At 75.3% G+C, this 13,180-nt stretch carries 10 protein-coding genes; 3 read left to right on the top strand and 7 right to left on the bottom strand.

The features are described from left to right. The 3 genes from EBO15_RS40485 to EBO15_RS40480 all read left to right on the top strand — a co-directional run. Window positions 1-1,879, top strand: a 1,879-nt coding sequence (locus EBO15_RS40485; RefSeq protein ID WP_199745136.1) for a hypothetical protein, incomplete at its 5' end; no start/stop codon positions are given. Further along, window positions 1,876-2,046 carry a hypothetical protein gene (locus tag EBO15_RS44800; protein ID WP_158628494.1) on the top strand — a complete coding sequence of 57 codons (171 nt, stop codon included), beginning with the start codon at window positions 1,876-1,878 and terminating at the stop codon, window positions 2,044-2,046. The genes EBO15_RS40485 and EBO15_RS44800, both read left to right, overlap by 4 nt. Window positions 2,047-2,107: 61 nt before the next feature. Further along, window positions 2,108-2,896 carry an SDR family NAD(P)-dependent oxidoreductase gene (locus EBO15_RS40480; protein WP_122199753.1) on the top strand — a complete coding sequence of 263 codons (789 nt, stop codon included), beginning with the start codon at window positions 2,108-2,110 and terminating at the stop codon, window positions 2,894-2,896. A gap of 83 nt (window positions 2,897-2,979) precedes the next feature. Here the strand turns inward: EBO15_RS40480 and EBO15_RS40475 are convergent, their stop codons facing one another. The 7 genes from EBO15_RS40475 to EBO15_RS46965 all read right to left on the bottom strand — a co-directional run. Beyond that, window positions 2,980-3,285, bottom strand: a complete 306-nt coding sequence (locus EBO15_RS40475) for a 4a-hydroxytetrahydrobiopterin dehydratase (protein WP_122199749.1) — start codon at window positions 3,283-3,285, stop codon at window positions 2,980-2,982. A gap of 79 nt (window positions 3,286-3,364) precedes the next feature. Next, on the bottom strand, window positions 3,365-5,593 hold the full coding sequence (locus EBO15_RS40470) for an ArnT family glycosyltransferase (protein ID WP_233616806.1): 2,229 nt from the start codon (window positions 5,591-5,593) through the stop codon (window positions 3,365-3,367). Window positions 5,594-5,700: 107 nt separating this feature from the next. Further along, window positions 5,701-7,947 (bottom strand): glycosyltransferase family 39 protein, encoded by a 2,247-nt coding sequence (locus EBO15_RS40465; protein ID WP_199745135.1) that lies wholly within the window; start codon window positions 7,945-7,947, stop codon window positions 5,701-5,703. Further along, window positions 7,944-9,311, bottom strand: a complete 1,368-nt coding sequence (locus tag EBO15_RS40460) for a glycosyltransferase (protein ID WP_122199748.1) — start codon at window positions 9,309-9,311, stop codon at window positions 7,944-7,946. The genes EBO15_RS40465 and EBO15_RS40460 overlap by 4 nt, the downstream gene beginning before the upstream one ends. A gap of 132 nt (window positions 9,312-9,443) precedes the next feature. Next, a complete protein-coding gene (locus tag EBO15_RS40455; protein ID WP_233616805.1) occupies window positions 9,444-10,895 on the bottom strand; it encodes a sensor histidine kinase in 1,452 nt (483 codons plus the stop codon). 133 nt (window positions 10,896-11,028) lie between these two features. Further along, window positions 11,029-11,742: a response regulator transcription factor gene (locus tag EBO15_RS40450; protein WP_122199747.1), complete on the bottom strand. Its 714-nt coding sequence runs from the start codon at window positions 11,740-11,742 to the stop codon at window positions 11,029-11,031. Between the two features lie 79 nt (window positions 11,743-11,821). Next, on the bottom strand, window positions 11,822-13,180 hold a 1,359-nt coding region (locus EBO15_RS46965), incomplete at its 5' end, for a hypothetical protein (RefSeq protein ID WP_158628493.1).

Genomic DNA, 13,180 nt, shown 5'->3' with positions numbered 1-13,180 from the left:
CCACCCGGCCGTCCCGCACCTGGCGCAGCAGGACAGGCCCGCCGGAGGCGCCGCCGCCGGCCAGGTCGTCATCGCCTCGGGCGCGGGCGTCGTCCTCGCCGCCGTGCTGCTCCTGCTCGGCTGGGGCCACCGCAGCGGACGCCTCACCTGGCTCGCCCGCGCCGCCGCCCTCGCCGAACGCGGCCCCGGCCGCGGACTCCCCGGCTGGGCCGCGCTGCCCTCCAGCGTCGCGCTGGTGTCCCTGCTCACCGCCCTGCTCGGCATGTACTGGGACATCTCCCTGCACATCTCCCACGGACGCGACGTCGGCCCTCTCGCCAACATCGCCCACTACCCGATCCTGTTCGGCCTGTTCGGGATCTTCACCGCGGGCGTCATCGCGGTCGTCCTGCCGCCGCCCGGCGAGCGCCCCGGAGCCGCCGCCGTCCGGATCACCCGCACCTGGCACGCGCCCACCGGCGGCGTCCTGCTCGCCGGAGCGGGCTTCTACGCCCTGCTCGGCTTCCCCCTCGACGACGTCTGGCACCGCATCTTCGGCCAGGACGTCACCCTCTGGGGCCCCACCCACCTGATGCTCATCGGCGGCGCCGGACTGTCCCTGGTCGCCATGATGATCCTCGAACGCGAGGGCCGCCGCGCCCGCGCCGCCGCCCACCCCCACGAGCCGGACCCGCCCGCCTGGTCGCAGTGGATCCGACGCGGCATGACCTCAGGCGGCCTGCTCGTCGGCCTGTCGGTGTTCCAGGCCGAGTACGACTTCGGCGTCCCGCAGTTCCGCCTCGTCCACCAGCCGCTGCTCATCGCCGTCGCCGCCGGATGCGCCCTGGTCAGCGCCCGCCTGTGGGTCGGACGCGGCGGAGCGCTGTTCGCCGTCGCGTTCTACATGCTGGTCCGCGGCGGCGTGTCGGTCGCCGTCGCCGGGATCATCGGCGAACTGTGGGCCGCCGTCCCCCTGTACGCCGCCGAGGCGCTGTGCGTCGAGCTCGCCGCGCTCGTCCTGGCCCGGCGCCCGCTCGCGCTCGGCGTCGTGTCCGGGCTGCTCATCGGCACCGCCGGGTTCGCCGCCGAGTTCGCCTGGACCCGCGTCGCGTTCCGCCTGCCCTGGACGGGCGACATCGCCGTCGAGGGCACCCTCATGGCGATCGTCGGCGGCGTCGCCGGAGGCGTCTGCGGCGCGCTGCTCGCCGAAGGACTCGAGGGCCGCCTCCCCGGACGCCGCCCCCACCCGGAACGGGACGCGTCCTCGATCCGGGGCGGACGGAACGCGGCCCGCGCCCTGTTCGCATCGAGCCTCGCCGTGTTCGCCGCAGCCGTGGTCAACTGCCAGATCCACACCGTCCCACGCGGCCAGACCGCCACCCTCACCCTCACCGGCGTCCACGGCGCCGGGATGGACCGCACCGCCGACGTCCGCGTCGAGCTCACCCCGCGCGACGGCCTGGGCCATCCGTCCTGGGTCGACATCACCGCCTGGCAGGGGAAGGGCCTGCACGTCGACCGGCTCGTCCGGGAGGCGCCCGGCGTCTACCGCACCAGCGTCCCCGCGCCCATCGGCGGACAGTGGAAGACCCTCGTCCGGATCCACCAAGGACGCGAACTCGCCGGAGTCCCCGTCTACCTCCCGCACGACAAGGCCATCAACGCCCCCGAGCTGCCCGCCGAACCCCACGTCACCCGGCCCGTCACCGGCGAACGCCACATCCTGCAACGCGAACTGAAGACCGGCCTGCCGGCCTGGCTGTGGGCCGCGTGCTCGGCCGTCGTCCTCGCCTGCACCCTCACCCTGCTCATCGCCCTCGGCTGGGGCGTCGCGCGCATCGCCCGCGTCCTGCCCGAACCCGCCCGCCCCGCCCCCGCCCCCGTGAAGGCCAGCACGTGACCACCGCACCCCTCCTGGCGGCCCAGCCGCTCGCGACGCACTCGGCCGTCACGGCCATCCCGTTCTTCGTCCCGACGTTCGTCGTCGTCGCGGTCATCGCCGTCATCATCTGGCGCGACCGCCGCACCCCCGACGACGACCCCGAACCCCCCAACGAAGATCATTAAGGGGAGGGCGGTCACCGGCCCCCGCAGGCGCCTCTCCTACCATGACGGTCTTATGAACCAGATGTCACCCCACACACCCGCGTCCTACCTGAGCGGCCTGTTCTCCCTGGACGGCCGCGTCGCGGTCGTCACCGGCGGCAGCTCCGGCATCGGACGCGCCATCGCCGAGGCCCTCGCCCTCGCCGGCGCGTCCGTCGTCGTCGTCGCCCGCCGCGAGAGCGAACTCGACGCCACCGTCGCCGACCTCACCGCCCTCGGCGGCCGCGCCGCCCGCGTCAGCGCCGACCTCACCGACCGGGACGCCGTGTGCGCCGCCGGCGACGCGGCCGCCGAGCCGTTCGGCGAACCCGACATCCTCGTCAACGCCGCCGGGATCAACCTCCGCCCGCCCCTGGGCGACCTCACCCCGGACGTCTGGGACACCACCATGGCCGTCAACCTCGACGCGCCCTTCCTGCTCAGCCAGCGCTACGGGCCCGGCATGGCCGAACGCGGCTACGGACGCCTCATCCACATCACCTCACAGCAGGCCTACCGGGCGTTCGTGTCCAGCGGCGCCTACGGTGTCTCCAAGGCCGCCCTCGCCGCCCTCGCCCGCTCCCAGGCCGAGGCGTGGTCCCCGCAGGGCGTCACCGCCAACACCCTGGTGCCCGGCTTCGTCATGACCCCGCTCAACCAGCGCATCCAGTCCGACCCCGCGCTCGCCGAGTCCCTGGCCGCCCGCACCCTCATCGGACGCAACGGCCTGGCCGAGGACTTCGCCGGAGCCGCCGTGTTCCTGGCGTCCCCGGCGTCCGCCTACGTCACCGGCCAGGCCCTGTTCGTCGACGGCGGCTTCTCCACCCACTAGCCGCCCCGGACATCCCCCGCCGTCCGGCAGGACGGCCCCGGGCGGACGACCGTGACAGACCGTCCGGCCTCCGCCCGTACCTCTCAGCGCGCGCCGTGCTCCGCGGCCAACCCGTCGATCCGGCGCGCCAACGCGAAGTCCAACCTGGTCAGACCGCCCTCGCTGTGCGTGCTGAGCGCGAACCGGACCGTCCGCCACCGCACGTCGATGTCGGGATGATGGTCGGCCTCCTCGGCGGCCCCGGCGACCGCCACCACCAGCTCGATCCCCGCCGGGAACGACGGCGCCTCGAACTCCCGCCGGATCTCCTCCCCCTGCCGTGACCACCCCGGCAGCTCCTTCAGCCGCTCGGCGATCGCGGCCTCGTCCAGCCTGCTGCGGTCGGCCATCGCTCCTCCTCCAAGCCCCGCGACCGTCCGGGCGACGGTCCCCACCCCGAGTACATCACCCGGCACGTCACCAGCGACGTCACCGGCCCCCGGCCAGGCCCGTGGTCAGGTCGTACACGGTCACGCCGCCGACCGTCCGCGCGGCGAAGCCCCCCTCCACCCACGCCGCGATCCGCCGCGCGTCGTCGCTCCCGCCGGACGATCCGCCGCGCGCCCCCGGCATCGACCCGCCCACGAAGTAGTGGACCCTCCCCGCCGCCACCAGCCGCTGGAAGCCCTCCAGCGTCGGCGCCGGGTCGGTCCCATTGAACCCGCCGACCGCCATCACCGGACGCCCCGTCGCCAGCTGGTACCCCGCCGCGTTGTTCGACCCGACCGCCGCCGCGACCCACGTGTAGGACGACGCGTCCCGCCTCAGCGCGGCGACCAGCTCCGACGACGGCTTCGCCGTGCCCAGCAGCCCACCCGGGCCGCCGTGCCCTCCCCGTCCCCTGCCGCCGGGGAACCCGCCACCCGGCGGCGGCCCGCCGAAGCCACCGGACGTCCCCGGACCACCGTTCCCGGCGAACCCCGGGAAGGCCCCGCCGGAACCCCCGGCGCCCGGCATCCCGCCCTGCATGCCGTTCGGTGTCCCATTGGGCATGCCGCGCGCCCACGCGCCCTGCCCGCCGCCGCCGCGCATCCGCATGTGCCCGCCGAACCCGCCAGGACCACGCCCCGTGGACGGTCCGGCCGTCACGATCGCACCCGAGTGCGGCGTGGACGCCGTGTCCAGCGCATACGCCACCGGTCCCGCGAACACCGTCACCAGCGACGCCACCACCGTCCCACCGGCCACCACCCGGCCACCACGGCCACCCCTGTCACCGGCCTCGACCACCCCGCCCGCGCCCGAGCCCTCGCCCCGGGCGGCGGTCGCGGCGCGGTCGGCGCCCTCGGACGCCGAGGACGCGATCAGCACCAGCGCCACCAGCGCCGCGACGACCACCACGGCCGTCAGCCACGGACGCCACTGCGGCGTCCGGTGCAGCAGCACGCACGCCCACACCGCCGACACCGCCACCGTCCCGGCCAGCACCCCCGCCCACCCCGGGACGCGCCGCCGCGGCCACACCAGACCCGCCCCGAGGCCCACCAGCGCCGCGACCGCCGGAGCCAGCGCCACCGTGTAGTACTCGTGGAAGATCCCCCGCATCAGGCTGAACACCACGCCGGTCACCAGCACCCAGCCGCCCCAGACCAGCAGCGACGCCCGCGCCGCGCCCGCCCGGGGCGTCCGGCGCACGGCCCACAGGCCCGCCACGAGCAGCAGCAGCGCCGCCGGGACCAGCCAGGCGATCTGCCCGCCGACCTGCGTCCCGAACATCCGCAGCCAGCCCGCGTCGCCGTCGGTGTTGCCCAGGCCGCCCGTCTCGTTCCCGTTCAGCCGGCCCAGCCCGTTGTAGCCGAGCGCCAGCTCCAGCACGCTGTTGTGCTGCGACCCGCCGATGTAGGGACGCGACGACGCCGGGACCAGCGCCACCACCGCCACCCACCAGCCCGCCGCCACCAGCAGCGCTCCGCCCGCCGCGAGCGACTGCCACACCCGCCGCCGCAGCGGCGTCGGCGCGACCACCAGGTACACCAGCGCGAACACCGGCAGAACCAGGAACGCCTGCAGCATCTTCGCCAGGAACCCCGACCCCACGGCCGCCGCCGCGACCAGCAGCCACCCGGTCGACGCCCGCTCCTGCGCCCGCACCAGCGCGTACACGCCGACGCTCAGCAACAGCACCAGCAGCGCGTCCGGATTGTTGAACCGGAACATCAGCACCGCCACCGGCGTCACCGCCAGCACCGCGCCCGCCAGCAGGCCCGCGCCGGCCGCGACGTCCCGCCCGACCTCACCGGCCAGCGCCCGCCGCACCGCCGCGTGCACCGACGCGACCGTCCCGACCCCCATCAGCGCCTGCGGGACGAGCAGACTCCAGGCGTTCACCCCGAACACCCGCGCCGACAACGCCATCGGCCACAACGCCAGCGGCGTCTTGTCCACCGTGATCGCGCCCGCCGCGTCCGACGCGCCGAAGAACATCGCCTTCCAGCTCACCGACCCGGCCTGCGCCGCCGCCGCGTAGAACGCGTTGGCCCACCCCGACGCGCCCAGCCCCCACACGTACAGCACCGCCGTCGCCGCGAGCAGCGCCCACAACCCCGGACGCGCCCACCTCGGATCGTCCGCGCCGCCCAGCACCAGCCGCCGCGCCCAACGCGCGCGCCCGCCGCCCGGCCGGGCCGCCGACGTCTCGTCCACCAGCATCGTCGTCATCGCCCTCGACCCCTCACAACATGACCGCGCGGAACCGGCCCCGCCACGGCGCCGGACAAACGGCACCGCGGCAGGACCGACCCCACACACTGACCTGGCAGAACCGCTCAGCCGAGCCGGTACAGCCGCGCCGTCCCGAACCCGCCCGGCATGCCCGCCGTCGCCGACTGGCCGCCCGACGACGCGGTCTCGCCGTACTCACTGGGCTGGACGAGCGTCCCGTGCTGCTTCACCCACGCCGTGACCGCCTCGGACCCGCCGCGCCCGCCCGGGCCCATGCCGCCCTCGGAGATCTGGACGTAGTGCACCTTCCCTTGCCGGACGTACGACTCGAGCTTGGACACCGTCATCGCCTTGTCGGTCCCGGTGAACCCGCCCATCGCGATCACCGGCCGCCCGGTCTTCAGGATGATCGACGACGCCGCCTGCGCGTTGCTCACCGCGAGGAGCCACCGCGCGCCGTCCTGGTGCTTCTCCAGGTAGGAGATCAACCGGTCGCTGACCTCGCCGCCCGGGCCACCGAACCCGCGACGCCCGCCACCGGTCCGGTCACCCGTGGGCGACCCGCCCGGCGGCTGCCCGAACCCCGGGAAACCACCCTGACCGTCCGGAGGCGTTCCGTACGCCGGCATGCCGCCGTCACGCGCCGAACCGGTGCCGCCACCACCCCCGGGCCCCATGCCCGGGGGGAACCCGCCGAACCCGCGCATGTCGCCGCCCCGTCCGCCCATCCGGCCGCCCGGACCGAAACCGTGACCGCTGTCCGGACCCGCCAGCGGGTTCGTCCCGTTCACCGGCTTGGACGCCGCCGACGCCGCGTACGCGGCCGGACCCGCCAGGCCAGCGACCAGCGCCAACGTCAGCCCCGCGAGCGTGAACGGAACCCCGGCCCTGCGGACCAGCCGCCCGGCGAGCAGGTTCGCCACCGCCAGGACCGTCCCGGCCAGCACCAGCCAGCGCAGCGCCGGATACCAGTGCGGCGTCCGGTTCAGCAGGACGAACGCCCACGCGCCCGTCGCCGCGACGCCCGCCGCCAGCACCCACGACCAGCGCGCCGACCGCCGGTAGGCGCCGAACAGCAGCACCCCGCCGCCGCCCGTGAGCGCCGCGATCGCCGGGGCCATCGCCGTCGTGTAGTACGGGTGGAAGGTGCCCTCGGAGAAGCTGAACACCACGAAGTGCACCGCCAGCCAGGCGCCCCACAGCACCAGCGCCGCCCGCACCAGGTCGGTCCGCGGCCGCCGCCACACCAGCACCAGGCCCGCGACCAGCGCGATCGCCGCGAACGGCAGCAGCCACGAGATCTGCCCGCCGATCTCCGCGCCGAACATCCGGCCGATGCCCGACTGGCCGCCGAACCCGCCGCCGAAGCCGCCCCGCGGACGGTTCTGCGCCGTGTCCCCGGCCCGCTGCGCGAACTCCCGGAACGCGTCACCGCCGCCGAACCCGCCGGGGCCGCCGCCGCGTCCCGCGCGGTCCTGACCGAACACCCGGCCCAGGCCGTTGTAGCCGATGACCAGGTCCCACACGGTGCCGTCGGTGCTGCCGCCGATGTAGGGACGCCTGGACGCCGGGATCAGGTCGACCACCGTCATCCACCAGCCCGCCGACACCACCAGCATCGCGCCCGCCATCAGCAGCCGCAGGACGCGCCGTCCGAGCTTGGGCGGCCCGAACAGCAGGTAGGCCAGCGCCAGCGCGGGCAGCGCGACGAACGCCTGGAGCATCTTGGTGTTGAACCCGCAGCCGACGAAGAACGCCGCCGCCAGCAGCCACCGGACGCGTCCGTCCTCGATCGCCCGCATCGTCGCCCACGCCGCCGCGACCAGCAGCAGCACCAGCAGCGTGTCAGGGTTGTCGTCGCGGTTGATCGCGACGGTGATCGGCGTCAGCGCCAGCACCCCGGCCGCCAGCAGCGCCGCCGCCGGGCCGAACGCCCGCCGGACGGTCACGTGCAGCAGCGCCACGGCCGCCACACCCTCGATCACCTGCGGCAGCAGCAGGCTCCACGAACCGAACCCGATCACCCGGGCGAACAGGCCCATCACCCACAGCGCCATCGGCGGCTTGTCCACGGTGATGAACGACCCCGCGTCCAGCGACCCGAAGAAGAACGCCTTCCAGCTCTCGGTGCCGCTCTTCACCGCCGCCGCGTAGTAGGTGTTCGCGTCCCCGCTCTTCGACAGCCCCCACGCGTACAGGACGGCCGCCACAGCCAGGATCGCCCACAACCCCGGGCGCACCCACGGCGGATCGCCCTCCGGCCCCAGCAGGAACCTGCCGAGCCGTCCCCGACGAGCCCCCGAGGACCGGGTCGCCCCCTCCGGCGCACCGGTCGTCATCGTCGAGCTCATCGCCCACCCTCCTCAGCCGCCGCCGCACCCGTGACCGCGTCCACCGCCACACCCTCAGCCGCGTCCGGGAGCCGGGGGCTTGGCAGGCGGCGGGGGTGGAAGATCCACGCGCGCATCAGCAGGAACCGCACGAGGGTCGCGACCGCGTTCGCCGCGACCATCGCGGCGACCTCCACCCACCGGGACGGATTCGCGACCGTCGCGTGCAGCAGCGCCAGCCCGCCGGTGCTGAGGCCCAGCCCGAGCAGGAACGTCAGCCCGCCCTCGATCTGGTGCCGCACCGCCCGGTGCGACCCCGTCACGCCGAAGGTGAACCGCCGGTTCGCGGCGGTGTTGCCGATCGTGGTGACCACCAGCGACAGCGCGTTCGCCATCAGCGGCCCCATCACCAGCCGCAGCAGCACGAACAGCACCAGCTGCACCACCGTGCTCACCGCGCCGATCACCGCGAACACCGGGAGCTGCCGCCGCATCCCCGCGGGAAGCTCACCCCCGCCCGTGCCCTCGGGATCGTCGTCCGTGCGCGTTCGCGCGCGGGACCGTCCGGAGACGGGGGCTCCGAACCCGCCGGTCAGCATGCGCCGTCCCACCCGCGCCATTCCCTTCAGGTCGTCCAGCGCCGTGCGCAGCACGTCCACCCGGCTGTCCGGATCGTCCACCCAGTCGACCGGGACCTCGTGGATCCGCAGCCCCGTCCGCTCGGCCAGCAGCAGCAGCTCGGTGTCGAAGAACCACTCCTGGTCCTCCACCACCGGCAGCAGCGCCTGCACGATCTCGGTCCGGCCCGCCTTGAAACCGCACTGCGCGTCGGAGAACCGCGCCGCCAGCGTCGCCCGCAGCAGCAGGTTGTAGCAGCGCGAGATCACCTCCCGGCGCGGCCCGCGCACCACCGCCGACCCGCGCGACAGCCGCGACCCGATCGCCAGGTCGCTGTGCCCGGAGATCAGCGGCGCGACCAGCGGCAGGAACGCGTCCAGATCGGTCGACAGGTCCACGTCCATGTAGGCGACCACGTCGGCGTCCGACCCGGACCAGACCCGCCGCAGCGCACGGCCGCGGCCCTTGCTGTCCAGATGCACCGCCCGGACGGCCGGCAGCTCGGCCGTGAGCTCCTCGGCGAGCCGCCACGTGCCGTCCGTGCTGGCGTTGTCGGCGACGGTGATCCGCCACGCGTAGGGGAAGGTGTCGCTCAGATAGGCGTGCAGCCGCCGCACACTCGCGGGCAGCACGCGTTCCTCGTTGTAGACCGGGATCACGACCTCCACCAGCCGCCCCCGCCCGCCCGGCTCCCCCTCGGGATGCCCGGGACCGGACGAGGCCGCGGCGTGGCCCGCCGTGCTCCGCGTGGTGACCAGGTGACTCATGCGACCACCGTCGGAAACCGGCGTGGGAGGCCGCTGAGCGCTTCCTTAACGGTCGATGAGAAACCGGTCCCCGACCGCCGGACGCTTCCTCAGAAAGCCCCCCAGAAAAGCCCCGGAAGTGCGGAAACGCCCTCAGTCCGGACGCACGGGGCCGCCCGGAAGGACGACCCGGACCAGCGTCCCGCCGCCCCCGGCAGGCTCCAGCGTCACCCGTCCGCCGCCCTCGCCGACGACCCGCGCCACGATCGACAGCCCCAGCCCCGACCCCGGCAGGCTCCGCGCCGACGGCGACCGCCAGAACCGCTCGAACACGTGCGGCAGGTCCTCCGGCGCGATCCCCGGCCCCTCGTCCCGGACGGTCAGCTCCCCGCCGTCCAGCCGCACCCGCACCCGCCCGGACGGCGGACTGAACTTCACCGCGTTGTCCAGCAGGTTCACCACGGCCCGCTCGAGCTGCCCCGGATCGCCCTGCACGAACCACGGCGACACGTCCATCTCGACCGTCAGCCCCGGGCCGCGCAGCCGCGCCCGCTCGACCGCGCGCTCCACCGCCTCGTGCAGCGCCACGGTCTCCCGGGCGGGCTGCCCCTCGGCCGGACGCGCCAGCTCCAGCAGGTCCCCGACCAGGCTCGACAGCTCCACCATCTGCGCCTTCACGCTCGCCAGCAGGCGGCGCCGCGTGTCCGGCGGCAGCTCCCGGCCGCTGTCCTGCGACCGCAGCAGCAGATCGATGTTGGTGCGCAGCGACGTCAGCGGCGTGCGCAGCTCATGCCCCGCGTCCGCGATCAGCTGCTGCTGCCGGTCCCGGGACGCCGCCAGCGCCCGCGTCATCGTGTTGAACGCCTGGCTCAGCCGCGCGATCTCGTCGTGCCCGTGCTCGGGAATCCGGGTGTCCAGGTCCTCGGTCCGCGCGATGTGCTCGGCGGCGTCGGTGAGCCGGTCCACCGGACGCAGCGACGTGCGCGCGATCATCAGGCCCGCGCCCGCCGACAGCAGCACGCCCGCCGCCGACACCGCCACCAGCAGCAGCGCGAGGTTGCCGAGCGGCCCCTCCGCCTCGTCCAGGGGGATCGCCGTGGACAGCGCGTACTGCGTCCCGTCGCCCGTCTGCCGGGCCACGGTCAGGATCCGCACCCGCACCTTCTGCCCCTGGCTGTCGACGCCCTCGCCGTTGTGCAGGGCGCTCGGCCGCTCGCCCGCCGCGACCCGCGCGTCCGCGTCGGTCACGGTCAGCCCGCCCCGGCCCTCGATCGTGCACGGCTGCCCGTCCGACCGGACGACCTGCTGGATCGCGTACGGCCCGGAGAACGCGCGCCCCATATCGGGCAGCGGGGTCGGACTGCACATGACCAGCGCGGTCTGCGCGTCCCGCCACTCCCGGCGCACGGGCATGTGCTCGCCCCCCTGCGCCGGGGGCGGGCCGCCGCTCATGGCGTGCAGCCGCCCGTCCAGCTCCCGGTACAGCTGGCCCCGCACGAGGAACCAGCTGACCGTCGCGCACGCCGCCACCGCGACGGCGACCGCGAGCGCCGTCAGCAGCGCCAGCCGTCCCCGCAGCGGAAGCCGCGTCATCAGCCGCCGCACGATCCGCCGCCTCCCCGCCACCGGACGCCCCGCCCCACGCCGCAGGCCGCGCCCAGGACCGCGGCCCGGTCCGCGCCTCGGCCAGTGCCGCGAGCCGTGCCTCGAGCCGCGTTCGGGCCCCCGGGACGCGCGGTCACGACGAGCCCCGCAGCACGTAGCCGACGCCGCGCACCGTGTGGATCAGCCGGGACAGCCCGTTCACCTCGGTCTTGCGGCGCAGGTACATCACGTACACGTCCAACGAGTTGGAGGCCGGCTCGAAGTCGAACCCCCACACCGTCTCCAGGATCTGCTCGCGCGTCAGCACCTGCCGCGGATGCCGCAGGAACAGCTCCAGCAGCATGAACTCGGTGCGGGTCAGCTCCAGCGGGAGCCCCTCCCGCGTCACCTCCCGCGTCCGCGGGTCCATGCTCAGGTCGTCGAACGCCAGGATCTCGCCGTCCGGGCGCGACGCCGGGCCGTAGTCCACCGCCCGGCGCAGCAGCGCCCGGACCCGCGCGAGGAGCTCGTCCAGCTCGAACGGCTTCACCAGGTAGTCGTCCGCGCCCGCGTCCAGGCCGGTCACCCGGTCGCCGACCATGTCCCGGGCGGTCAGCATCAGCACCGGCATCGTCGCGCCCCGCGCCCGCATCCGCCGGCACGCGGTCAGCCCGTCCATCCGGGGCATCAGCACGTCCAGGACCACCAGGTCCGGACGCTCCCGCTCCACGGCGTCCAGGGCCAGCAGCCCGTCCGCCGCGGTGCCGACCTCGTACCCCTCGAACTCCAGGCTGCTGGTCAGCGACTCCCGGACCGCCGGCTCGTCGTCCACGACCAGGATCCGCCCTCGCGCGGCACCAGACTCCATTCGACCACGGTAACCGCCCACCCCACGGTCACCGCTGTGACCAGCGGATTCTCATGGATCTTTCAGAATCGCGGGCCGCTCAGCGACCAGTCTCGGACGCCTCCGGCCCGTCTCCCCCGGAGCCCCGCGCGGGGGCGGCCGGACGGACCGCCGTGCGGACCACGGCCGCCGCGCCCCCGGCCGTCCGCGTCACCACCGTGAAGATCGACGCGTTGGAGCCCGACTCCGTGGACGGCGCCGCCGGACGCTCCGGACGGTCGGCGCGGCGGACGCCCACCCGGTACCGGGAGGCGTTGCGGAGCGTGCTCGCCGCCATCCTCGGCACCACGCGCGGCGCGGTCCGGGCCGTGACCCGCACCGCGATCCCCGTCGCCGACGTCACCACCGTGCCCGTCGCCGGATGCGACGCGACCGCGCGCGCCATCCGGCCCACCAGCCCCCCGAGCGACACCTCGCCCGTCCCGCCCGTGCCCGTGCCGCGTCCCCTGCCGTCGCCGGGGCGCTCAGGCTCGGGGGCGGATGTGGGCTCGGCGTCGGCGCGCAGCACGGTCGCCCAGCCCGTCCGGACGGACTCGACCACGACGTCGCGCGCCACGTCGCGCATGAGCCCCCGCAGCGACTCCTTCAGCACGGCCTTCAGCGCCTCGCGCATCAGCTCGCGCATGACCGTCTCGATCGCCAGCGTCAGCGCCCGGTCGGCGACCTGCCCGGCGAGCCCGGCCGCCGTGCGGGCCAGGGCGCTGCCCGCGGCGGCCTTCCAGAACCCGCTCGCCGCCCGCGCCGCCTCGCCCGTCCCCAGGTCACGCGCCACGTCCAGGACGAACGAGGACGCCAGGTCGGCGCTCGCGGCCGCGACCGGGCTGGCCTCGGCGACCCGGCGGCCCTGCTCCCGCACCCCGGACGCCAGCTCCCGCGCCGCCTGCCCGGCGGCCTCCCGCGCCACCGCCTTGACCACGTCGGCGATCACCTCGCGGCCGACGTCGAGCGCGACGTCCACCGCCACGTCGGCGACCGCGTCGATCGCCGTGTCGACCACGACCCGTGTCGCGGCCTGCACCACCGGCGCCGACACCGTCCGGCCCGCGACGTCGGCGACCGCGTCGATCGCCGACGCGGTCGCGGCCCGCGCGAACGGGTTGCGGGCGGCCAGCCGCCGCGCCGCCGCGGCCATCGGATGCTGCGCGGCCTGCTCGGCCAGCGTCAGAGCCGTCCCGGTCAGCGTGCCGGTCACCTCGATCGCGGTGCCCGCCAGCGGGCTGGCGTCCGCGACCGTCCGCGCGACCGAGCGCGCCTCCTGGACGGCCTCCCGCACCGCCTTCTCGGCCGCCGCCGAGGCGATCTTCACCGCCGCGTCGCGGGCGGCGCGCTCGACCGCCTCCATCGCCGAGGTGCGGGCGAGGCGCTCCACGACCTGCGCGGCGGCCTGGTCGGCGGCCCG

Origin of the sequence: Actinomadura harenae (assembly GCF_003696215.1) — a bacterium.
Lineage (GTDB): Bacteria > Actinomycetota > Actinomycetes > Streptosporangiales > Streptosporangiaceae > Spirillospora > Spirillospora harenae.
Note: the sequence above shows the minus strand (reverse complement) of the source record. Positions and strands in the feature narration are given on the sequence as shown.